Raw genomic sequence first — 21,549 nt, forward strand, 5'->3', positions numbered from 1 at the left:
CGAGGACGTCAAACCATCCCCGCTGTGGCGCGCGTCCTACAGCGATCGTCATGAGTGAGAACGGGTGCGGATATCCGCAGGCTGTGGGATACCCGGCGACATTAACAATTTCAGCGAAGGTTGCGGGGGGAAATCCAGTCACCTGAAATCCCTTGTATCGGAACATTTCTTCGGGGTTTCTTCCGCTTTGTTCGCAGCCTTTGTGGCAGTGCCGCCAAACATCGCCATCCCTGCTGCTTCAGAGGTCACAATGGGCGCTGCTTCCGGGCTGTGATGGCCGCTGATCTGCTTGAACAACCTGTCGTCGGTTCACGGCGGCTGTCCAATGTCTTGGTCGCCGGCATGGTCACCATCGGTGGTGTTGGCTTTTTGTTCGCCTCACTCTCTAGTTATTTGGGGCGTGATCTGCTTCCGCTCGGTCACCCCGCAGGACTTGTATTCGTCCCTCAGGGTCTGGTGATGGGGCTGTACAGCATTGCTGCGGCCCTTCTGGCCACCTATCTCTGGACGGTGATCGCCATTGACGTGGGTGCCGGCATGAATCGGTTCGACAAAGCGTCAGGGGTCGTCACCATTTCTCGGAGGGGCTTTCGCAAGCCGATCAGTGTCGAAATTCCGATCAAAGACATCAAAGCTGTCAAGGTCGAGGTTCGTGACGGCTTCAACACCCGACGTCGTGTTTCTCTGCGAGTGCAGGGTCGACGTGACATGCCACTCACCAGAGTGGGTGAGCCTCTTCCTCTCGCTCAGCTTGAGCAGGACGGGGCTGAGCTTGCACGCTTTCTAAATGTGAATCTGGAAGGCCTCTAAACGACCATGATCCGTCAATCACTTCAATCACTCCTAACACTTGCCTTATGTCTGCCGCTGCTAGTGAGCTGCGCGTCCAGCACTACAGCTTCGATGCCGGTTGGTTGCGACCAGGCCAGCAGCCCTTGTCTTCAGGGCAAGGCCAGCGTTGAGCTCACCACCAGCAAGGGTTCGATCACTCTTGAACTCGATGGAGATGCCGCTCCTGTGACGGCTGGAAATTTCTTGGATCTGGTTCAAAGAGGTGCTTACAACGGCACCGTTTTTCATCGCGTGGTTCGGGACCCTGTTCCATTTGTGATTCAAGGCGGCGATCCCTCCTCCAGTGATCCAGCGACTCCGAAGTCGCAGTATGGAACAGGCAGCTTCGTGGATCCAACCACCGGCCAGGCCCGATTTGTGCCTCTTGAGCTTTCCTTCAACGGCGAAGATCAACCCCGTTACGGAAGGGTTGTCAGCAATCCCACTGAGCTTCTGCAGCTGAAGCTCAGCCATGAACGCGGCGCCCTGGCGATGGCTCGGTCCCAGGCCCCAGATTCAGCCAGCGCACAGTTTTACATCGCACTGAAGCCCCTCCCAGAGTTGGATGGTCGTTACGCCGTTTTTGGGCGTGTGACGGAAGGTCTTGATGTGGTGGATGCCATCCGCCAGGACGACACCCTCGTGAAGGCCAGGGTGTTGACGCCAGGCCTCTGAATGGCAAGAAATGCTCAGGCGGGTACGCGCCCGCCGCTGCTTGAAGCCTTGAGCATTTCGGTGTTCACCCCTGAAGCTCTTTCCAGTGCAACCTTGCCAGTTCGAGCGATTTCCTCAATGCCGTAGGGAGTCATTAGGCGTTCTAGCGCAACTAGTTTGCCTGGATCACCGACAACCTCCAGGGTCAGAGCATCGTCCGCCACATCGACCACCTTGGCTCTGAACACCTGAACCAATTCCAGGATTGCGCTGCGCTGCGCCGCCGGTGCGGAAACTTTCATCAACATCAACTCGCGTTCCACGGCAGGACGTTGGGAGAGGTCGAGAACCTGCAGCACATTGACAAGTTTGTCGAGCTGTTTGGTCATCTGTTGAACGGTCTGCTCGTCGCCCTCGACCACCATGGTCAGTCTTGAGCGACCAACAGCCTCAGCAGGACCGACCGCAAGGCTGTCGATGTTGAAGCCGCGGCGAGCGAACAGGCCGGCGATACGGCTGAGGGCGCCGGATTCGTCCTCCACCAGAACCGACAGAGTGTGCTTCATTCCTGGTGACCGATCCCTGTTGCGCTTGTGCCTCCCAAATTACGGTCCAGCCAGTGCAGCAATTCCAGGTGAAAGAGCTCGGGAGTTTCGTCGTGGGGGCAATGGCCGGCGTTTTCGATCACCTTGAGCTCCACCCATGGGTGCTGAGATTTGACCAATTCGCCGATCATTAACGGCACAAATCGATCCTGGCGCCCCCAAAGCAACAGCACAGGAGGAGTGTTGCGCAGGGTCTGCAGCCGTTGCAGCAGTACTGGTGCCGTGGCGTTTCTGGGGCGGAGAGCCATGCCTACGCTCATGGCGCGCAGGCTCCGAGCAGCTGTAACCCTGAGGGCAGGTTGGGCGATCAGTGCTTGCAGCTCCCGGTCGGATCTGATTGATCGCTGATAGGCACCTTGAAGACCAGCCCGTAGCAAAGGTGTACGCGCGATCAGTGGCACGATCAGTTCCAGGGGTAGCAGGCGGCAGATCGCCGTCACCGTGATGCGTCGTAACCGCTCCAGCCAGCGGGCCTGCTGTTTTGGCAGGGGACGTAGCAGGGTTGGGTCCGGCAGAGGCGCTGCAATGGCCGCTTTCACCAGTTCGGGTCGCAGCGCAGCGGTGGTTAGAACAGTGAGGCCGCCTAGTGAGTTGCCCACAAGCACCGCTGGTTGCTCCACCACCTCTTCGAGAAATGCCGCTAGTTGCCTCGACCAGAATTGGTTGTTGAGTGAGTAGCGCCGATTAAGGCCTGGCTGGTCAGAGCGCCCGAAGCCGATCAGGTCAAGACTGAACACCTGGTAGCCCGCTGCGGCAAGAGCTCCGGCGTTATGTCTCCAGTGGCTGCTGCTGGCGCCGAAGCCGTGAATCAGCACGATCGGTGTAGCTGAGGTCTCCCCCAGAACGCGCCAGTGACAATTGAGATTCATCCAGCGCCATGTGTTGGCTTCTCCCCAGTCGGCACCGCTGGAGGCAGGCTGGGAAGCGGTTGCGTGCACGCGCCTGGAAACACCGGTTTCTCACTATCGCGAAGGAGCTGTCTGCTTGCAGACAGGATCTGGGTTTTTTCGAAAGGATTCGCGACCTTCGAGGGACCTGTCAGTCCTGCTGGCGACCCACCAGGCTTCAGCCGCACAACGGCCACTGCGTTGGCTTGACCTCATGGCCGGTTGTGGCATTCGTGGTTTGCGTTGGGGACTCGAGGCCTATCCCGAAGCCAGACCCGATCTGGAGCTTTGGTTGAACGATGCCGATCCAGATCGCAGCTCTTTGCTGGCATCGAACCTTCAGCTTCTGCAGGGTATTCGGGGTGTGTCGTTGACGACCACACATAGGGCGGCAGAGCGTTTGCTGCGCCAGGCGTATCTCGATCAGACCTTCTTTGATCTGATCGATATGGATGCCTTCGGTTGTCCGAATGCCCTGCTTCAGTCGGCTTTGGCAGTGCTTCGCTTCGATGGTCTGCTGGTCCTCGCAAGCACCGATGGACGTTCGCCAACCGGCCATGATCGCCCTGCGGCGGTGCGTCATTTTGGGGCAGCGGCGCGAGCACATCCCGCCAGTTGGGAGCTGGCTTTGCGACTTCAGTTGGCCGTGCTGGCCAGAGAAGCCTGGCAATTGGGGCGGGGGCTTGAACCCGTTGCCAGTTTCAGTGAAGGCCGCACATTCCGGCTCGCGGTGCGGTTGCGCCAGCGCCTCGCCGCTGATGAGGAATCGCAGCTGGGCCTGCTGGCTCGGTGCGAGCGCTGTGGTGATCAAGCTGTGCAACCTCTCTTGAAGCTCTCGGGCTGGAGATCCTGTCGCTGCACAGATGGCCAGGGGAAGTGGGCGATTACAGGGCCGCTCTGGCTCGGTCCCCTGCAGATGCCTGCAGTTCTGGGTCAGTTGCTCAAGCTTGCCGACTCACACCCAGACACCCTTTCATCTGCTGGGCGACGTCTGCTGCAACGCCTGCAGAGCGACTGCGGATTGCCGGTCTGCTGCTGGTCCACCGCTGAGCTTGCCAGTCGGCTCTCTCTTGCCGGAACTCCTCCGCTGCAGGAGCTCATTCAGTCGCTCCAGAGCGCAGGACATCAGGCATGCCCTAGCGCCGTCATGACTGGCCAGTTGCGCACCGATGCGCCCATGGCTGAGTTATTACAACAATGCGTTCAACACGTGACTGGAGATCGTTAAATAGGGGCTGATTTAGAAGGCTGTTCGATGGCTTCGGAGATTTTCGGGATTGCAGCTGTGTTTTGGGTGCTGATTCCCGTGGGCCTGGCCGGTGGCGCCTTGCTGTTGAAGCTTCAAAAGGACTGATCCCCGCAATGCGAGGGAACGCCAACTAAGCTCCTCGCTGGACTTTGAAAGCCCTATGCAGGTTCTTGTGGTCGGTGGAACAGGAACCTTGGGCAGGCAGATTGCCCGCAGGGCTCTCGACCAAGGTCATGACGTTCGCTGCATGGTGAGAACGCCAAGAAAAGCGTCCTTTCTTCAGGAGTGGGGTTGTGAACTCACTCGCGGTGACCTGCTCAATCCAGCCAGCCTCGATTACGCCCTTGACGGAGTTGATGCGGTGATCGATGCGGCCACGAGCCGCCCCGACGATCCAAAGAGTGTTTATCAAACAGACTGGGACGGCAAGCTCAATCTCCTCAGAGCCTGTGAACGCTCCGGAGTGAACCGTTTCGTGTTCCTCTCGCTTCTTAAATCTGAACAGCACCGTGATGTGCCGTTGATGGACATCAAGTACTGCACTGAAAAGCTTCTCAAGGAATCAGAGCTTGATTACACCATCCTTCAAGGTGTGGCGTTCATGCAGGGCGTGATCAGTCAGTTCGCCATTCCTGTTCTGGAGAGCCAGACCGTTTGGGTGAGCGGCAGTCCCACATCCATTGCCTATATGAATACCCAAGACATGGCTCGCTTCGCCGTGGCTGCACTTGACCATGCGGAGACGGTGCGCAAAACATTTCCTGTTGTGGGGCCCAAGGCCTGGAATAGCGGGGAGGTTGTTCAGCTCTGCGAACGAGCTGCTGACAAGTCAGCGAGGGTGTTTCGAGTGCCCTCCTTCATCATGCGATTCACAGAGGGCATGTGTTCTTTCTTTGAACCTGCTGTGAACGTTGCGGAGCGTCTCGCTTTCGCTGAGGTGTCCGGCGGTGGTGTGTCCATGGATGCGCCAATGGAAGAGACCTATCAGAGCTTCGGGATTGATCCCGGTGAGATCACTCATCTGGAGGACTACGTCAAGGAGTACTACGACTCAATCCTCAAGCGTCTGCGGGAGATGGAAGCCGACCTCGACAAGGATGCCAAGAAGAAGCTGCCGTTCTGATCAAAACAAAGCCCATCGTGACTAGTTGATGCGTACTAGTCTTGTCGATATAGTTGATTTACTTTCCTTGTTCTGAGATGTCTGTCGCTCAAGTCAAAAATCTGCAGCGACGTCTCGAAAACCTTGCCCGTGAAGCCGAGACTGAGCTTGACCGCACTTGTGGTCACGATCTTTGGCGCAGTGTGGGATTCGACGCCTTCGACAGTCTCGACGACAGCGATCGCCGAGCTAGCGCCAATTACTACTACGGTCAGTGGTCAACTGTGCGCGAATTGCAGGAGGCTCTCGGCTGATGAGTGAAGGGTGTTGTGGACCGGCACTGGATCAAACCCAGGCCGTTGAAGAGCGTTACGGCGCAGCCGCATTGGAGCAGGAAGCCTGTCTCTGTACGCCTGTCGATTTTGATGCCTCCTTGTTGGAGGTCATTCCTGAGGAGGTCGTGGAGCGTGATTACGGTTGCGGCAACCCGACGCGCTGGGTTCGCTCTGGTGACACCGTGCTGGATCTTGGCAGTGGCAGCGGCAAAAATGCCTTCATCTGTGCCCAGGTTGTGGGGGCGGGTGGTGCAGTGATCGGGGTCGATCGCAATGCCGACATGTTGGAGCTTGCTCGTGTTGCGGCGCCTGTGGTGGCCGAGAGAGTCGGTTTCAGCAACGTTCAGTTTTTGGAGGGTTCGATCGAAGCCTTGGATGCGCTTACCCCGACGGGTGAGCTGCTGATTCCCTCAGCCAGCATCGATGTGGTGTTGAGCAACTGTGTGCTCAATCTGGTGAATCCTTCAGCGCGCGCGGCTCTGCTCGCCAACATCCGCAGAGTGCTTCGTCCCTCAGGCCGCGTCGCCATCAGCGACATCGTGTGTGATCGCCCTGTTCCACAGCATCTTCAGCAAGATCCAGATCTCTGGAGCGGCTGCATCAGCGGTGCATGGGAAGAGCAGGCTTTTCTTGCTGATTTTCGGGCACTTGGCTTTGAGGATGTGCGCTATGCCGACCGCTCGGCTCAGCCCTGGCGTGTTGTCGAAGGCATCGAATTCCGTGCTGTCACACTGACCGGCGTCTTGGCTGTTGGTTGAGCAGCGCCACCAGACGTTGATGCTCATCGGCAGCGAGCTCACGCCATTGACCTGATGCAAGGCCGCGGATGCTAAGAGGCAGACCTCCATCCATCAGATCAATGCTGTGGCGGATCAGCCTCAGCGTGGGGAGTCCTACTGCCGCTGTCATGCGACGCACCTGGCGGTTGCGCCCCTCCCTCAGGCTCAGTTCAAGCCATGCGGTGGGAATGCTCAGCCTGGTGCGGATTGGCGGGTTGCGTTGCGTGAGTGTCTGCTGATGTTCGGCAGCTAGACGTTGGGCCCGTGCAGGCTTTGTGAGCTGCTGCTTGACCATCACCCCATTGCAAAGTGCATCAAGCTGAGCTTGATCAGGACTGCCTTCAACTTGCACCCAGTAAGTGCGCCAATGGCCGAAGCGTGGGTTTGTCAGTCGTTGTTGCAGACGACCATTGGCGGTGAGCAGCAGCAATCCTTCGCTGTCGGCGTCTAGACGACCCGCTGGATAGACATCAGGGACAGTTATCCAGTCGGAAAGGCATCCCCATCGGCTGCCTGGTTCTGGTGTGAACTGGCTCAGGACTCCGTATGGCTTGTGAAGCAGAACCGTCAGGAGTGGTTTCCGAAGCAGATCAACAGCGCTTCCCCCCAGCTGGAAGCATCGTTGATGTGGTCATCATGCAGGTGCTTCATTTTTTCCGCCTGCATTCTCATCATGGTGGCCTGGGTGAACACGTGCCCCTTTTCCTTGGCCAGGTTCACCACATGCATGGGAGTCGCGGCCTGACGCACCTGTTCGCGGACCTGGGAATCAGACTGCGTCAGGTTTACGAAAGAGGCGAGAGCGGACTCGGACACGGCGATTTGGCGTTTCCAAAAGATTAGGTGGATTTCTGGCGGGCACGCCACAGGTTCACAGCACCGATGGAAATCATCAGCAGCCCCAGATCCATGGAGAGGGGAGGAAGAATCATCGTCTCGTTTCAGAATCAGTCGACCTTAGGGAGTGGTCATCCGCAGTGAGGCTGCTCAGGAAGCAGGCGGCCTCCTAAAATGCAGAAACGTTTTGCGGGTCAATGCCGGCGCATGATTGAAACCTCGGGTGTGATCGAGAAGGAACAGGGCAACGGGTTTTACCTGGTGACCCTGGAACAGCCCGCAGGTCATCAATGCCTCTGCCGCGCAGCGGGCAAACTCACCAAGTTCCGAATCAAGCTGCTGGCTGGAGACAAAGTGCTTGTGGAAATCAGCCCTTACGACCTGACTCGTGGCCGGATCACCTACAGGGAGCGCAACGCTGGAGCCCCCGGAGGTCGTCCCGGTGGTAACCGTCCTGGTGGCCCTCGTCGCCGTTAAGGCTCAGGCTTCGGTAAGCACCGAGCGGATTGAGTCCATGAACTCACTGCGTTGTTTTACCCCACGCCATTGCTGCTTCAGTTGCTTAGCGAAAAACAGCTGAACTGTGGGTGTGCCATTGACTCCAGCCTGCTGAGCAATCTCCTGATCGGTTTCGATATCGATCTCAATTCCCTGGGCTTCTCCGTGGAGTTCATCCAGCACTCGCTGGAGCTGGGGCTTGAGCACGTGGCAGGGGCCACAACTTGGGGAGGTGTAGACCACCAGCAATGGCCTGTTGCTGTCGTGATAAAGCTTTCTCAAGGCATAGCTGCCCTTCTGCCAGAGCGCGTTTGAGTTGTAAGTCGCTTCAGTTGTTTCAGCTGTGCTCTGCGGCGTCTCTGCCTTGACTGGCTCAGAGTGATCTCGGCTCACCAGTGTGGCCAGATGGTGATGACTGAGCCATCGTTCGGCAGCGAGGGCGGCCTGGCAGCCGCTGCCAGCGGCTGTGACTCCCTGACGCCATTCGCCATCAGCAACGTCGCCTGCTGCGAAAACACCCTCCATGGAGGTCTCGGGACGACCCGCTTGGGTGATCAAATAACCGATTGGATCGCAGTCGAGCTGGTCGCGAACAAGCTCTGTGTTGGGTGTATGTCCGATGGCATAAAACATGCCCCGAACAGCCAGCTCCTCATCGAGACCGCTGTCACGCCGATGCAAGTTGAGGCTGCTCAGCCAGTTGTCACCTCGAACGTCACTCACTTGAGTGTTCCAGTGCACGCTGATCTGAGGATTGGCCAGAACGCGATCACGCATGGCTGCACTGGCGCGCAAACGGTCTGAGCGCACCAGAAGATGCACATGGCTGCCGTATTTGGTGAGATAAACGGCTTCCTCGCAGGCTGAATCACCACCGCCAACCACGGCTAATTGTTCATTGCGAAATTGAGGAGTCGCGCCATCGCAAATGGCGCAGGCACTGATGCCCTTACTCCAGAACCGTTCTTCATTCGGCAGTCCAAGGCGGTTGGCACGGGCCCCTGTGGCGATGATCACCGATTGCGATTCAACAATCAGACCTTCAACTTCAATCCGGTAGGGACGCTGGCTGAGATCAATACGGTCGGCATCAGCTTCAAGCAGCCTTGTTCCCCAGCGCGTGGCCTGGGCTTTCATTAGATCCATCAGATCTGGACCGAGAACACCGTCTGGAAATCCGGGGAAGTTTTCAACATGGGTGGTGGTCATCAGCTGGCCACCGGGGATGCCACCTGTCTGAAACCCTGTGATCAGCAAGGGATTGAGATTAGCGCGGGCGGCATAAATGGCAGCGGTATATCCGGCTGGGCCGGACCCCACGATCACCAGATTTTCGACCGCCATGCTTATCCGGAGTGACTATGAGTTGACCTTAATCTCTGCAACGTCTTGCTAGCGGGAGCGCCAGGGCGGTCAATTAAAAAATCTGGGTGGAATTTGTTCCGCCCAGATGTACAAATTGGACAAAAAGACTCAAGGATTCATTGCAAATTTAAGGCTTTCCTTAGATTTCAATGGCTCCGTCGGCTGCTCCGTCAAGTTCGAGGTGATGGTGCTTGCCTTGTGTTCGCTGAACGCTTAAGACAGAGTCCTCAAGTAGTTCAGGGTGCTCCCCTAAGCAGGTGATCCATTCCCTGAATTCCTGCGTGAGTGCATAGCTGTCTTCGTAGCGCTCAGTGCTGTCCAGAACTGCAATCCGGGTTGTTGCCCAGCAGGTGGCAACGTTGACTCGACGTTCAATTGCTGCGTCCATGTCTGTCTCCCAGATGGCGACCAGGCTGATGGTTGGTGGGTCCAAATCAGGCCGGAATTCGCAGAATGTCGCATTTTTTCTTGGGAAAAAATGTTTTCAACGCTGCAAAAATCTGGGTAACTGCGGGGTGCGCATGCGAATTACAGCACCTGCGCCGTCCTCAATCGCTTCCATCGGTAGTGACGGCCCTCGCCAGTCGCCTGCCAAATCGCTGTCGCTGTCCTCTGCTCTTTGCGGCGCTGCAATTCTGTAGGGCTCAGACAGCGACCAGCTGCGGGCGTACTGCATCAGCAGTGGATCGGCCGGAGCAAAGACATAGGAGGGTTCGCGTGGCACCGCTTCCAGCGAGGCTCTTTCACTGCACATGCGCACGGCTCTCGTGATTCCCTGAACGAAACGACTGCGTGTCACAACCGTGGTCAGGTAAGCAACCACCCTGAGTCGTGAGGCATCGAATCCCTCCGCGCACATATCAATGCTCACCAGCCAGTCGGCCTCACCGCATTGAAAGCCATTCAGGCGTTCTGGAGCTCCAGGGTCTTGAGAATGCACCAGATCAACCTGATCGCCCTCCTCCTCCAGTAGCAGGGTGATGCTGCGAGCGTGCTCAATATCGCGGGCGATTACCAGCCCTCCGGCACGTGGATGACGTTTGCGCACGCTTTCGAGCTTGGTTCGGGCTCTCAGCAGCAGCAGCTGGGCAATGCTGCTGCTGTCGGAAAGACGAATAGCGCGGCGCAGATTTCGCGCTCTCCAGCTTTCCCTCTGCTCAGCTGATAATGGGGAAACCTCACGGTCAGGCAATCCTTCTTGGCCATGTTCCACCCATCCGTCTTGGAAACGAAATTCCAGAGGACGAACATCGCCAGCTTCGATCAGTTCTCTCGGTTCCACGGAAAGATCAGGATGGATCTGCTCCACGAGCTGGCCTGCTTCCTCCACCCGCACCCGTCTGGCGGCGCAGAACGCGAGGTTGTCGGCACGGAAGGGTGTTCCTGTTAAACCGAGTCGCAGGCGGGCATGGCTGCTGAGCTCAAGAAACGTTCGCCCCCAAACAGGCCCGTCGGGTTCATCGGGGTCTACTCCCAGGTGATGCGCTTCGTCGGCAATGGCCAGAAGCAGTTCCTGGTTCCAGCGGCCGAGTTCGGTTTTCAGCGCTTCCTGCTGACGCCCGGCACCCTGATAGCTGATCAGCCAACCGTCGGCAGCATCTGAGGCGCTCTTAGGTCCGTTCCAGAGATCAAGTCGCAGACCCAGCTGGGCTGCAGCACCCTGCCACTGGCTGAGAATCGAGGTGCGATGACAGAAAATCAGAGCGCGTTGGAGCCTGCCCTCCGACTGCATCACCTGAAAAGACAGCAAAGCGCCAAGAGTCTTGCCAGCGCCTGGACCGGCGTGAATCAGAACATCACGTGCAGCAGTCGTGCCTGGATCCAGCCGTCTGCGCAGCAGCTGAATGAGCTGCTGCTGCCATTGCCTAGGCCGAATCGCCCGGGATGAAAGCTCAGCACCAAGAGCAAAGGACGGTGAGTTGATGGCGACAGGGAAAGATAGGTCTTTCTAACCATTCCAATCGGTTGCGCCACCCTTAACTTCCGACCATCAGCCCCTGGGGTTCGGCCCCCTGCCGCCATGGCCAGAAGCCTTCTCCGTTATTCGTCCAGTCCTGATTCGCGCCGTTGTCTGGAGCGTTGCTGGACCTTGGAGTGCGACCTTGACCCGCTGATTCTTCGGGTGCGCCTGCTCCATGGTCAGGGCCTTCGCCCGCAGGCGCTGGCGGTGGAGGAGGAGCTTCAGCCGATGTTTTGAAGCTCCATGCCTGATCTTTGAACTAATGCTTCAGAGCGATTCGGTGTGATTGCAGAGCAACCGCTCCACTTCCATCAAACCCTCTGAAGCGGCCTTCTGAGCACGATCAACTTGGCCGCCTGCTGGTTCCATCATTTTGGATGTGAGGCGATCCATCAGTTCAGGTCTGTTCTTTTCAAGAAGGGCCATAATCTCCTCGTCGATCAAGTGCCGCACGGCTTCTGCTCGCAGGTGATCGTCTGAAGCTTCATCGAACGTCCCCTGGACGAGCTCCTGGATGAACAGGCGATGCACCTCACTACTTCGCAGAAAGCTTTCAGTGGCGTTGATGATTCCATCCACCAGGGTGCGATCAGGTTCGGAATCCAGTTCTCTGAGCTTGAACTCCCAGTCGAGATGACGTCGCTGCCAGCCCGCTGCATGCAGGCTTGGCATCACGGTCTGGGAGAACGTGTCCACCGACATTTCATAAATGCGCTCCGCCAGGCGTTCGCACCATTCACGGCCGTGTTCAGCCAGGAGGTGTTCCATGGTGATGCGGTCCACGGCATGACCGCCGTGGTGGCTGTGGCAGACGCCATCAGGGCATTCGATTGCGGTGAGTCCCATGCTGTTGCAGACAGGACCCTTTCCCTAGCTACAGGCTTGAAGCTCAAACCGCTTCTTCAGAAAAGATGCAGGCCTCCTCAACCCGTGACCTCGTAATCTCGAGTGGGTCGGCGATATCACGATCTTGCCCATACTGTTGATTCCGGTGGAGACCGCAGCGGGCGAAACCCGCGTTGCGGCCTCTCCGGAAACCGTTAAGAAATTCTCTGCACTCGGCTGCAGGGTCGTCCTCGAGAAAGGTGCTGGACAAACTTCTGGCTATCTGGATCAGGCTTATGCCGAGGCTGGAGCTGAACTTGTGCCCTGCGGGGACAGCACGGCCTGGTCTCAAGCTGATCTGTTGCTCTGTGTCCAGGCACCAGCTGCCAATGCGTTGAGTCAGCTCCGTCGTGGAGCTCTAGTGGTAGGTCTTCTCGCTCCTTACGCGAACACTGTGCTGGCTGCGGCTCTGCGTCAAGCTGGTCTTTCGGCCATGGCTCTTGAACTGCTTCCTCGCATCAGCCGTGCGCAGTCCGCTGATGCGTTGTCGTCGCAAGCCAACATTGCCGGGTACAAGTCGGTGCTCCTGGCTTCGGCGGCGCTGGACCGTTATTTTCCGATGCTGATGACGGCTGCCGGCACCGTGCAGCCAGCTCGTGTTGTGATTCTTGGTGCCGGAGTGGCAGGCCTGCAGGCGGTTGCCACGGCACGGCGGCTAGGCGCTGTTGTTTATGTGAGCGACATTCGCCCTGCTGTGAAGGAACAGGTGGAATCGCTTGGAGCCCGTTTCATCGATCCTCCTGAGATGGAGGACAAGCCTGCTGAGGCCGGTGGCTATGCCAAGCAGGCCTCCGACGCTTTTCTGGCAGCGCAACGGCAGCAGCTCTCCGACCAGCTGGCAGAGGCGGATGTGGCCATCTGCACAGCTCAGGTTCCAGGTCGTCGTGCTCCAAGGCTGATTAGTGAGGACATGCTGGATCGCATGCGTCCGGGAGCCGTCGTTGTGGATCTGGCGGTTGCTCAGGGAGGCAACTGTGCCGACACCGTTCCCGCTGAGACCATTGATCGCAATGGCGTGAAGCTGATCGGTGCCAACGATCTGCCCTGCACGGTTCCCAATCACGCCAGTGCGATGTACGCCCGCAATTTGTTGGCTTTGCTTCAACCGACCCTGAAGGATGGTCAGCTCACTCTCGACAGCGAAGACGAGCTGATCGCCGGATGCCTGATCAGTCAGGACGGCACCATCCGCCGTGGAGACGTTCTTACCCCAGGAGCCAACTGATGCATTCCCTTCTTCTCATGGGTGCGGCCACTGCCTCCCAAACCCCACCTTTGGTGAATGCCCTCTGGGTCCTGCTGCTCGGAAGCCTCCTCGGCTTCGAATTGATCGGCAAGGTCCCCCCAACGCTGCACACGCCTTTGATGAGCGGTGCCAATGCCATCTCCGGCATCACGATGCTGGCCGCACTCACCGCAATCATCAAAGCCGATGGAAGCACCCCTCTCCTCGTTCTCGGCTCGGTCTCCCTTGGTTTTGCTCTTTTCAACGTGATCGGTGGCTTCCTGGTCACCGACCGCATGCTCGCCATGTTCAGCCGCAAGCCCGCCCGCAAGGAGAACAGCTGATGGAGTTCCTGAACTACGCCATCGACCTCGTCGCCGTTTTGCTGCTGGCACTGGGCATTAAAGGACTTTCCAAGGTGCGTTCTGCGCGGAGTGCCAATCAGCTCGCCGCAGTGGCCATGGCACTCGCTGTGATTGGACTGCTGATCAGTTATCTGGGCACCCCAAGCTTCGATGGACAGGCATGGGCTTGGATCATCGTTGGCTCACTTGTCGGTGGAGTGCTGGGAGCGATCACAGCCCAACGGGTTCCCATGACCTCCATGCCCGAAACCGTGGCGCTGTTTAACGGCTGCGGCGGCATGTCATCGCTGTTGGTGGCCCTGGCGGCAGCACTCTTCCCAGGAACACTCGATGACGGCACTCTCGTGGCGGTTGTGTCGATTGTGATTTCCGTCTTTGTTGGCTCCATCACCTTCACAGGCTCGATCGTGGCAATGGCCAAATTGCAGGGCTGGCTTTCAACGCCGCCGTGGATGCAAAGCAAGATCCGCCATCTGGTGAACATTGCCCTGGCCGTTGTTTGTCTTGTGGCGGCGATCAAGCTGATCGCTTCCGATGGCAGTAGTCAGGCCGGGCTGTGGTTGCTGGTGATCTCCTCTGGCCTGCTCGGCATCGGCGTCACCCTGCCGATCGGCGGCGCAGACATGCCTGTGGTGATCTCTCTGCTGAACAGTTATTCCGGTGTGGCCGCGGCTGCAGCCGGTTTTGTGGTGGGCAGCCAGCTTCTGATCGTGGCGGGTGCCATGGTCGGGGCCGCTGGTCTGATCCTCACCCAGGTGATGTGCAACGGCATGAATCGCTCACTGGTCTCGGTGCTGTTTGGTGGAGCGCTGGGGGCTGGCTCCTCTTCCGGGGGTGGCGGTGGTGAATACACCAACATCACCAGCTGTAGCGTTGAGGAGTGTGCACTCACCCTTGAAGCGGCTGAGCGGGTGGTGATTGTGCCCGGCTATGGCCTTGCAGTTGCCCAGGCCCAGCACACGCTCAGGGAGGTCACCCGTTCCCTGGAAGCTGCTGGTATTCAGGTTGATTACGCCATTCATCCCGTGGCTGGGCGCATGCCCGGTCATATGAATGTGCTGCTTGCGGAAGCCGATGTGCCCTATGAGCAGCTGAAGGAAATGGACATCATTAATCCTGATTTTCCGGCCACGGATGTGGTTCTGGTGTTGGGTGCAAATGATGTCGTCAATCCCCAGGCCAAGAACGACCCTGAATCTCCCCTCTATGGGATGCCAGTGCTTGATGTTCAGCAAGCCCGCACGGTCTTTGTCGTGAAACGAGGTATGAGTGCTGGATATTCCGGGATCAAGAACGATCTCTTTGAGCTTGCCAACACGTCCATGGTGTTCGGTGATGCCAAGAAAGTTCTGGGTGATTTGCTCGGTGAGCTGAAGGAGCTTGGTGTTGGTAAGAAGTGATCAGATCGTTTGAACGGTCTTTGATGGGTTCCCATTTCAGCCTTCAGCCCAACCCCCAGTTGCTCGAGCAACTGGGGGTTGGGACTTATCAACAGCGCTGGCCTTGGTTCGGCGGTGACCTGCAAACTTTGCGCGACACGATTCGACCGGTTGCCTTACCCGAGGACCAGGCAGAGCCGATTCGGATTGCTGTGCCTGCCCTTGCCAGTGGCGCTGCAGCCGCCGGCGAGTTGCTGGCCTTTCTGGATCGTCCCCTGCCTACGCCTGGGGGTGATCCCGTGCCTCCACAAGCGCTTGTTCTGGCCCTTCACGGTCTCGGTGGTTCCAGCCGTCGGGAGGGCCTTCGCCGGCTGGTTCTCAGCCTGCAGAGGCATGGGTTTGCTGTGCTGAGGCTCAATCTGCGGGGAGCCGACCCCGGAAGAGATTTGGCTGGTGGCACCTATGCCGCTGCTTGCAATAGTGATTTGCTGCCAGTGATCGCTCGTGCCCGTGAGCTTTGCCGGCAGCTGGCCCCATCCAGTTCCGTTTTGCCCCTCTTCGGTGCTGGGGTCTCTCTCGGTGGCACGATGCTCCTGAACGGTTGCCTGGCCAGCGCTAAGGAGAGGGCTAAAGCCGGACTTCCCTCCGATCAGTTGGTGTTTGATGGATTGTTCTGCGCCAGCAGTCCCCTGGATCTAGCTGCCTGCAGCGCCTCAATCGAACGACCGCGCAATCGTGTCTATCAGCGATGGTTGCTGCAACGTCTGGTGAAACAAACGCTGGCAGATCCCTTCGGCGTGAGCCCGCAGGAGGATCGATCACTGACCCACAGTCCTCCTCGGTCGATCCGTTCCTTTGATGCAGCAGTCACGGCTCCCCGATGGGGGTTCGATTCCGTCGAGGCCTATTACTCAAAGGCATCTCCCTTGCCGTTTCTGCTCGATGATCGGCGCTTATTGCCTCCCACCCTTCTGCTCCAGGCTCTCGATGACCCTTGGGTGCCAGCAGATGGAGCCGAGCGTTTGCTCTCCGTCCTGGCGGTGCAGCCGGCTGCTCAGCGTGACCCTGTTTCTGTCCTTCTCACCGAGAGAGGCGGACATAACGGTTTCCACGCTCCTGGCGACAGCCTGGAGAGCGGTTGCTGGTCCGATCGTGTGGCCTCAGCCTGGCTGACCCAACTCAGCGCTGCTAACGCTCGCTGAATGGGCTGCGTCGGATCACCCAGTCCTCACAGGGACGCCCTCCGATCACGTGCTCTTCGAGAATGCGTCTGATCCGTTCCGGCGTGACGCCTCCATACCAGATTCCATCCGGCCAAATCAGCAGCACTGGACCCTGCTGATCGCAGGCTCTCAGGCAGTCAGCCTTGCTGCGTAGTACAACACCACCCGGTCGGTCCGGTCGCTCCAGTGCCAGCTCTCGCACGCCTTGCTTGAGGGCCTCCCAGCTGGCTGCGCCGACGGCAGGATCACAGCATTTTGCTTTGGTGGCTGTTGCACAGAGCAGCAGATGGTGACTGATCACGCCGCCATGGCGGTGAGCGGTAGTCGGCGTGTGCCCCGATCAACCTGTTCGCGTACGGCGATACGGGCCCATTGATCCACAGCCAGCACATCATCGAGTTGGGGCTGGTCGATGCGGTCGGATTGGTGGCGATCGCAGGTGGTTTCGATCAGGTCGGGAATGTCGAGGAAATGAATCCGCTCTTCTAGGAACTGCGCTACTGCTTCTTCATTCGCAGCATTGAGCACTGCAGGCATGGTGCCGCCGGCCCTGCCGGCGGCATAGGCCAGTTGCATGCAGGGATATTTTGCGGGATCAGGTTCGTTAAAGGTGAGTTGCCCAACCTCGGTGAGATTGAGTCGACGCCAGGGGGTCACCAGGCGTGAAGGCCAACTCATGCAGTAGAGGATTGGCAGCTTCATGTCGGGCCATCCCAGCTGCGCCAGAACCGACGAGTCAGCCAGCTCGATCATCGAGTGAATGATGCTCTGGGGGTGAATGACGATTTCGATATGGTCGTAGTCGAGGCCGAACAGATAGTGGGCCTCGATCACCTCAAGCCCTTTGTTCATGAGCGAAGCTGAGTCAACGGTGATCTTTCGTCCCATGCTCCAGTTGGGATGGGAGGTGGCATCGGCCACTGAGGCTTTCTCCAGATCGGCGGCGGCCCAATCCCGGAATGCACCACCCGAGGCCGTGAGCTGGATCCGGCGTAGGCCGGGAGTGGGAACACCCGTGGAAAGACGAGCATTGTCGGCCCAGGGAGTGCCCTGCAGGCATTGGAAGATGGCGGAGTGCTCCGAATCAGCTGGCAGGAGGCGGCTGCCGCTTTTCTTGAGTTCCGGTAGCACAACGGGCCCTGCCGCGATCAGGGTTTCCTTGTTGGCCAGTGCCAGGTCCTTGCCGGCCTGGATGGCCGCCAGGGTTGGCAGCAGGCCTGCACAGCCAACGATGCCTGTCACCACCAAATCTGCTGTGTCCCACGAGGCCGCCACGTTCAGTCCACCTGGACCTCCCACCAGTTCCGGTTGCCGTTGAGGCTGTTGATCTGCAGGGAGCGAAGCCAGCCGCTCCTCCAGTTCCTTGAGAAGAGATTCATCAGCGAGGGCTACCACTTCGGGGCTGTGGCGCTGGATCTGCTCCACGAGCAGGGGCAGGTTTCGACCGGCTGTTAGGGCGACCACCCGGAATTGGTCCGGGAACTCTTGAACGATTTCGAGAGTTTGAGTACCAATTGAGCCGGTGGAGCCCAGCACGCTGATGGCTTTCACGCGGATCCTGGCGGTTGTAGCCATCCTCCCACTTCAATTCCAGGCCCTGGCAAACTTCGGCCAACGCACTGTGTTCACGGTCATGGCGGCAGCGCAGAAGGAACACTGGGGATCGGGGCTGGGATTTGTCCTGGCGGCAGCGGGTAGTGCAGTGGGCCTGGGCAATCTTTGGGGATTCGCCTATAGGGCCTCCCAGGGAGGAGGAGGCAGTTTTGTTCTCCTCTACGTGCTGATTGTTGCGGTCATCTGCCTACCGGTGCTTGTGGCTGAGATGGTGCTTGGTCGCAATACCGGTCGTAGCCCCCTGCTGGCTCCGGCACAGGCGGCTGGCCGCGACTGGCAACCGATGGGTTGGCTATTCGTGGTCGCTTCCTGCGGAATCCTGGCCTTCTATGCCGTGCTGATGGGCTGGACCGCTCAGACCCTGATTCATGCCCTCAATGTGGGGCTTCCCCAAAACATGGATGATGCCCGACTGTTTTTTAACAGCATCAGTGGCGGCAACAGTGCATTGGCTGGACAGGCCATCAGCCTTCTGCTGACAGCTCTTGTGGTGTCGGCAGGAGTGCAGGCCGGCATCGAACGATTGTCGCGCTGGGCGTTACCGCTTCTCTTCCTGTTGTTGGTGGCCCTCGCGATCTGGGCCAGCACGCTGCCTGGAGCCATGGAGGGTTACAAGACCTTCCTGCTGCGCTGGGACGGCAAGGAATTGATGAACATCACCACTATCCGCAACGCCTTCAGCCAGGCCTTCTTCTCGATTGGCACCGGAATCGGTTCGATCATGGCGTATTCGGCTTATCTGAACCGCAAGGCTCCCGTTCCTCAGGAAGCTGTCTCAGTGGTGGGACTAGACACCGCGGTGGGTCTCCTGGCGGGCATGCTCACGTTTCCAGTGGTGATCAGCTTTGGACTCCGGGATGCCGTGAGTGAGTCCACAATCGGCACAATCTTTCTCGCTCTGCCAACAGGCCTGGCATCGATCGGTGCGACGGGACGCATCGTGGCTGTGGCCTTTTTCTTTCTGGCCTACCTCGCTGCGATTACATCGTCGGTGTCGCTGCTGGAGGTCCCGGTGGCGTCGCTGATGGATCGCTGCAACTTGAGCCGCAGCCAGGCGACCTGGATCAGCTCTGCTGTGATCTTTGTGCTGGGTCTTCCTGCTGCCACGAATTTGCAGGTACTAGGGGTGATGGATGCCCTATTCGGTGGTGTGCTGCTGATTGCCGGTGGCCTGCTAATTGCTGTGCTGATGGGATGGGTTGTGCCTCAGACCTTCCTCGAGGACCTCAAGGACAGCGCAGTCACCCAATCCTCCACCAGTGGTCTAATCCTGTTTTTTCTGCGTTGGGTCTCACCCATTGTGATCGCTGTCGGCCTGTTGATCAGCGTGGTGGATCTGATCCGCAACTGGACTGGTCAGGGCTGAGCATCAGCCTTGGTTAAGTAAATCCTGGTCAGAACAGTTGATTGATATGGGCGGAGGCTATGCGCACCTCTCGCAGGAAACAGATCGAAGCCAACATCACCAACAGCATCGCCGAGATGAACAGGGGAACCACCACGAGTGTGAGGTTGATGCGGCTGATCACGCTGAAGAACATCACAGCGACCACGGCTGAGATCAGCAGGGTTGCAGCAGTTAGCAGTTCGATGGCGCGGATCGTGAGCTGCATGCGCCTGCGGTAAGTCCACTGCTCCCGTTCATCGATCGTCTCGCCCGCATCGAGGGCTGTTTTGGTTTTGCGTGCGTTATCGACAATCCTCGCGAGGCGACCGGAGATCACGTTCATCAACGCACCAATGCCTGCCAGCAGAAACACCGGAGCGACTGATAGCTGAATCGCTTTGGACAGGCTCTCGGGTTCCATGGGCATCACACCTGTCCTGGCGAACCCTAGGGCTCATGCCACAGAAATCCGGTAGACAGGTGCCTGAATGCACTCCATCACGATGCTCTGGCTCAAGCGCTGGAATTTCATCGAAAGGGCCAGGCTTGAACGGGAGCTCTGGGATGCTTTTGAGGCCAAGCAGGACCCTGAAGCGAAGCTTGAACAACTCCAGAACTGGGTCGATGCTGCCGACCCAGCAGAACCCACACTGGCCGAACAGCGCTTCAGGCTGGAGGTGTGGACCACCACTCTGGCTCGGATCCGCAAGATCGAAGCGATGATGGCCTCGAAAAAGCGTTAATCAACAGCGACGCCACTCGGTGATGCCTCCAGGCTTGTCGATCAGTTCAATCCCCTGAGCAGAGAGTTCTGCTCGAATTCGGTCTGCTTCAGCAAAATCCTTGGCCTGTTTAGCGGCCTTGCGGGCAGAGATCGCGGCGTCGATGGCGGTGCTGTCTTCAGTTGTTGTGTTGGAGTCTTCCTTGGTGTTAGGAGGCTCATGACGCAGTCCCAGCACTGCAGCGAGCTCACTTAGCAACAACCAGCGTTGATGCGGGGCATTGAGCGCATCCAGGTCTTCAACTTGTTCACCACGCTCCAGTCGGTTGGCCAGCGACTTCAGTGGTTTGGCCAGTTCAAACAGCACTGCAAGTCCTCCAGAACTGTTCAGGTCCTGATCCATGGCTTCGGTAAAGCGGTCACGAGCAGCCAGTAAGACCTCATCCACAGCCAAGTTCTGTGCATGCATGGCACCGGAAGGCAGAGCTTCTGATCTGGGCCAGCGCAACTGATCCGAATATTGACTGCCAAGGCCAAGAGCAGCATTGAGCCCTTTCCATCCTGTGCTTGCCGCCTCCAGGGCATCTTTTGTGAAGTCGAGTGGCTTGCGGTAGTGCGCCTGAAGCACAAAGAGCCTCAGGGTCATGGCTGAAACGCCACTGTCGAGTAGCGCACGGATGGTTGTGAAGTTGCCCAGCGACTTCGACATTTTTGTGCCGCCGACATTCACCATGCCGTTATGCATCCAAACGCGCGCTAGCTGAGCCTCATTGGCTGTTTCTGACTGCGCAATTTCATTTTCGTGGTGCGGAAAGACAAGATCTCCGCCTCCGAGGTGGATATCAATTGTGGTGCCGAATTCTTCGCGAACCATGGCGGAACATTCGATGTGCCAGCCGGGTCGTCCTCGTCCCCAGGGTGATTCCCAGCCAGGTTCTCCGTCTTTGGTTTTTTTCCAAAGCGCGAAATCAAAGGGATGTCGCTTGCGTTCTTCTTCTCCTTCCTTGGTGCGGCCACTGGCTCCTTGTTGCTGCTCATTCGGGTCTCGCCCACTCAGCTGGCCATAATTCTTTGCTTTGGAAATGTCGAAATAAACATCACCATCAGAACTGTAGGCTGCTCCCTTCGTTTCAAGTTCGCCAATCAGCATTTGAATTCCTGGGATGCAGCATGTTGCGCGTGGCATTTTGTCGGCGGGCAGAATGTGTAGGCGAGCCATATCGATTTCAAAGGCTTTGATATTCTTTTCACTAACTTCCTCCATTGTTGATCCTTCCGAGTTGGCCTTGTTTAATATTTTGTCGTCAATATCTGTGTAGTTCTGTACGAAGGTAACGTCGTAATCACGCCAGATGAGATAACGCCGTAAGACGTCCCAGTTGATGTAACTGCGCGCATGCCCAAGGTGGCAGAGGTCGTAAACCGTGACCCCGCAGCAGTAGATCGTTGCCTTGCCGGCCTCCAGCGGTTCGAAGTCTTCGATGCGATTGCTGAGGCTGTTTGTGAGGCGGAGTGGCAAAGGTCTGATCAGGCTCTCCAAGGAGGTTACGGCCCGCCCACTCCTGGACCACCCTTGAATTGCCTTGTTTCTGATCTGTTGTTACTGATCTGTTGTTTTCACTGCCCCTGGTTGGTTCCAGTGGAAGTT

Annotated in this window: 28 protein-coding genes; 15 read left to right on the forward strand and 13 right to left on the reverse strand. The window is 58.0% G+C overall.

Going from position 1 to position 21,549, the window contains the following annotated elements:
• Positions 1-273 precede the first annotated feature (273 nt).
• Positions 274-810, forward strand: a complete 537-nt coding sequence (locus DXY31_RS03790; protein ID WP_114992313.1) for a photosystem I assembly protein Ycf4 — start codon at positions 274-276, stop codon at positions 808-810.
• A 6-nt stretch (positions 811-816) separates the two neighbouring features.
• Positions 817-1,506: a peptidylprolyl isomerase gene (locus tag DXY31_RS03795; protein WP_114992314.1), complete on the forward strand. Its 690-nt coding sequence runs from the start codon at positions 817-819 to the stop codon at positions 1,504-1,506.
• Positions 1,507-1,520: 14 nt separating this feature from the next.
• On the opposite strand, the gene ilvN is transcribed toward DXY31_RS03795, so the two are convergent.
• Both ilvN and DXY31_RS03805 read right to left on the reverse strand, forming a co-directional pair.
• Entirely contained in the window at positions 1,521-2,051 is a 531-nt protein-coding gene (ilvN, locus tag DXY31_RS03800; protein WP_114992316.1) for an acetolactate synthase small subunit, read from the reverse strand.
• A complete protein-coding gene (locus tag DXY31_RS03805; RefSeq protein WP_244279514.1) occupies positions 2,048-3,028 on the reverse strand; it encodes an alpha/beta fold hydrolase in 981 nt (326 codons plus the stop codon). The genes ilvN and DXY31_RS03805 overlap by 4 nt, the downstream gene beginning before the upstream one ends.
• A 46-nt stretch (positions 3,029-3,074) precedes the next feature.
• Here DXY31_RS03805 and DXY31_RS03810 point away from each other — a divergent pair, with 46 nt between their 5' ends.
• From DXY31_RS03810 to DXY31_RS03830, 5 genes are all read left to right on the forward strand, one after another.
• Positions 3,075-4,205 (forward strand): N2,N2-dimethylguanosine tRNA methyltransferase, encoded by a 1,131-nt coding sequence (locus DXY31_RS03810; RefSeq protein ID WP_244279515.1) that lies wholly within the window; start codon positions 3,075-3,077, stop codon positions 4,203-4,205.
• A gap of 27 nt (positions 4,206-4,232) precedes the next feature.
• Positions 4,233-4,331, forward strand: coding sequence for a cytochrome b6-f complex subunit PetM (petM, locus tag DXY31_RS03815; protein ID WP_011933540.1), 99 nt, complete (start codon positions 4,233-4,235; stop codon positions 4,329-4,331).
• 55 nt (positions 4,332-4,386) lie between these two features.
• Positions 4,387-5,349: an NAD(P)H-binding protein gene (locus tag DXY31_RS03820; RefSeq protein WP_114992319.1), complete on the forward strand. Its 963-nt coding sequence runs from the start codon at positions 4,387-4,389 to the stop codon at positions 5,347-5,349.
• Between the two features lie 77 nt (positions 5,350-5,426).
• Positions 5,427-5,642: a hypothetical protein gene (locus tag DXY31_RS03825; protein WP_114992321.1), complete on the forward strand. Its 216-nt coding sequence runs from the start codon at positions 5,427-5,429 to the stop codon at positions 5,640-5,642.
• A complete protein-coding gene (locus DXY31_RS03830) occupies positions 5,642-6,421 on the forward strand; it encodes a methyltransferase domain-containing protein (RefSeq protein WP_114992323.1) in 780 nt (259 codons plus the stop codon). The genes DXY31_RS03825 and DXY31_RS03830 overlap by 1 nt, the downstream gene beginning before the upstream one ends.
• Here the strand turns inward: DXY31_RS03830 and DXY31_RS03835 are convergent.
• Both DXY31_RS03835 and DXY31_RS03840 read right to left on the reverse strand, forming a co-directional pair.
• Positions 6,390-7,031, reverse strand: coding sequence for a pseudouridine synthase (locus DXY31_RS03835; protein ID WP_114992324.1), 642 nt, complete (start codon positions 7,029-7,031; stop codon positions 6,390-6,392). The two genes, DXY31_RS03830 and DXY31_RS03835, sit on opposite strands and share 32 nt — an antisense overlap.
• Positions 7,010-7,258: a Nif11-like leader peptide family natural product precursor gene (locus DXY31_RS03840; RefSeq protein ID WP_114992326.1), complete on the reverse strand. Its 249-nt coding sequence runs from the start codon at positions 7,256-7,258 to the stop codon at positions 7,010-7,012. Before DXY31_RS03840 ends, DXY31_RS03835 begins: the two co-directional genes overlap by 22 nt.
• Positions 7,259-7,486: 228 nt before the next feature.
• Between DXY31_RS03840 and infA the strand changes: the two genes are divergently transcribed.
• Positions 7,487-7,756 (forward strand): translation initiation factor IF-1, encoded by a 270-nt coding sequence (gene infA / locus DXY31_RS03845; RefSeq protein ID WP_006041809.1) that lies wholly within the window; start codon positions 7,487-7,489, stop codon positions 7,754-7,756.
• 3 nt (positions 7,757-7,759) lie between these two features.
• Here infA and trxB read toward each other — a convergent pair whose 3' ends face one another.
• From trxB to DXY31_RS16355, 4 genes are all read right to left on the reverse strand, one after another.
• Positions 7,760-9,121 (reverse strand): thioredoxin-disulfide reductase, encoded by a 1,362-nt coding sequence (gene trxB / locus DXY31_RS03850; RefSeq protein WP_114992328.1) that lies wholly within the window; start codon positions 9,119-9,121, stop codon positions 7,760-7,762.
• Between the two features lie 160 nt (positions 9,122-9,281).
• Complete coding sequence (locus DXY31_RS03855; protein ID WP_114992483.1) at positions 9,282-9,530, reverse strand: hypothetical protein; 249 nt, start codon at positions 9,528-9,530, stop codon at positions 9,282-9,284.
• A gap of 96 nt (positions 9,531-9,626) precedes the next feature.
• Complete coding sequence (locus DXY31_RS03860; RefSeq protein ID WP_371639084.1) at positions 9,627-10,982, reverse strand: DEAD/DEAH box helicase; 1,356 nt, start codon at positions 10,980-10,982, stop codon at positions 9,627-9,629.
• Complete coding sequence (locus DXY31_RS16355; protein ID WP_137024889.1) at positions 10,931-11,164, reverse strand: hypothetical protein; 234 nt, start codon at positions 11,162-11,164, stop codon at positions 10,931-10,933. Before DXY31_RS16355 ends, DXY31_RS03860 begins: the two co-directional genes overlap by 52 nt.
• Between DXY31_RS16355 and DXY31_RS16760 the strand changes: the two genes are divergently transcribed.
• Entirely contained in the window at positions 11,163-11,339 is a 177-nt protein-coding gene (locus DXY31_RS16760; protein WP_170953540.1) for a hypothetical protein, read from the forward strand. The two genes, DXY31_RS16355 and DXY31_RS16760, sit on opposite strands and share 2 nt — an antisense overlap.
• Positions 11,340-11,369: 30 nt before the next feature.
• Here DXY31_RS16760 and DXY31_RS03865 read toward each other — a convergent pair whose 3' ends face one another.
• On the reverse strand, positions 11,370-11,948 hold the full coding sequence (locus DXY31_RS03865) for an EF-1 guanine nucleotide exchange domain-containing protein (protein ID WP_114992333.1): 579 nt from the start codon (positions 11,946-11,948) through the stop codon (positions 11,370-11,372).
• 145 nt (positions 11,949-12,093) lie between these two features.
• Between DXY31_RS03865 and DXY31_RS03870 the strand changes: the two genes are divergently transcribed.
• From DXY31_RS03870 to DXY31_RS03885, 4 genes are read left to right on the forward strand one after another with little or no spacing between them, the layout of a single operon-like run.
• Positions 12,094-13,212, forward strand: a complete 1,119-nt coding sequence (locus DXY31_RS03870; RefSeq protein ID WP_114992335.1) for an NAD(P) transhydrogenase subunit alpha — start codon at positions 12,094-12,096, stop codon at positions 13,210-13,212.
• The gene (locus tag DXY31_RS03875) at positions 13,212-13,556 is read left to right on the forward strand and encodes an NAD(P) transhydrogenase subunit alpha (RefSeq protein ID WP_371639061.1); all 345 of its coding nucleotides are present in this window, start codon (positions 13,212-13,214) and stop codon (positions 13,554-13,556) included. Before DXY31_RS03870 ends, DXY31_RS03875 begins: the two co-directional genes overlap by 1 nt.
• Positions 13,556-14,977, forward strand: a complete 1,422-nt coding sequence (locus DXY31_RS03880; RefSeq protein WP_114992336.1) for an NAD(P)(+) transhydrogenase (Re/Si-specific) subunit beta — start codon at positions 13,556-13,558, stop codon at positions 14,975-14,977. Before DXY31_RS03875 ends, DXY31_RS03880 begins: the two co-directional genes overlap by 1 nt.
• Positions 14,978-15,000: 23 nt before the next feature.
• On the forward strand, positions 15,001-16,158 hold the full coding sequence (locus DXY31_RS03885; RefSeq protein ID WP_114992338.1) for an alpha/beta fold hydrolase: 1,158 nt from the start codon (positions 15,001-15,003) through the stop codon (positions 16,156-16,158).
• Here DXY31_RS03885 and DXY31_RS03890 read toward each other — a convergent pair.
• Both DXY31_RS03890 and DXY31_RS03895 read right to left on the reverse strand, forming a co-directional pair.
• Positions 16,145-16,480, reverse strand: a complete 336-nt coding sequence (locus DXY31_RS03890) for a ferredoxin (RefSeq protein ID WP_114992340.1) — start codon at positions 16,478-16,480, stop codon at positions 16,145-16,147. The two genes, DXY31_RS03885 and DXY31_RS03890, sit on opposite strands and share 14 nt — an antisense overlap.
• Positions 16,477-17,730 (reverse strand): 1-deoxy-D-xylulose-5-phosphate reductoisomerase, encoded by a 1,254-nt coding sequence (locus tag DXY31_RS03895; protein ID WP_114992341.1) that lies wholly within the window; start codon positions 17,728-17,730, stop codon positions 16,477-16,479. Before DXY31_RS03895 ends, DXY31_RS03890 begins: the two co-directional genes overlap by 4 nt.
• A gap of 82 nt (positions 17,731-17,812) precedes the next feature.
• On the opposite strand from DXY31_RS03895, the gene DXY31_RS03900 reads away from it, so the two are divergent.
• Positions 17,813-19,159 carry a sodium-dependent transporter gene (locus DXY31_RS03900; RefSeq protein ID WP_114992485.1) on the forward strand — a complete coding sequence of 449 codons (1,347 nt, stop codon included), beginning with the start codon at positions 17,813-17,815 and terminating at the stop codon, positions 19,157-19,159.
• 28 nt (positions 19,160-19,187) lie between these two features.
• On the opposite strand, the gene DXY31_RS03905 is transcribed toward DXY31_RS03900, so the two are convergent.
• Entirely contained in the window at positions 19,188-19,601 is a 414-nt protein-coding gene (locus tag DXY31_RS03905) for a DUF2721 domain-containing protein (RefSeq protein ID WP_114992342.1), read from the reverse strand.
• Between the two features lie 82 nt (positions 19,602-19,683).
• Between DXY31_RS03905 and DXY31_RS03910 the strand changes: the two genes are divergently transcribed.
• Positions 19,684-19,923 (forward strand): hypothetical protein, encoded by a 240-nt coding sequence (locus DXY31_RS03910; protein WP_114992487.1) that lies wholly within the window; start codon positions 19,684-19,686, stop codon positions 19,921-19,923.
• On the opposite strand, the gene cysS is transcribed toward DXY31_RS03910, so the two are convergent.
• Positions 19,924-21,420, reverse strand: coding sequence for a cysteine--tRNA ligase (gene cysS / locus DXY31_RS03915; protein ID WP_114992489.1), 1,497 nt, complete (start codon positions 21,418-21,420; stop codon positions 19,924-19,926).
• Between the last annotated feature and the right edge of the window lie 129 nt (positions 21,421-21,549).

Source organism: Synechococcus sp. UW179A, from assembly GCF_900473965.1.
GTDB lineage: Bacteria > Cyanobacteriota > Cyanobacteriia > PCC-6307 > Cyanobiaceae > Synechococcus_C.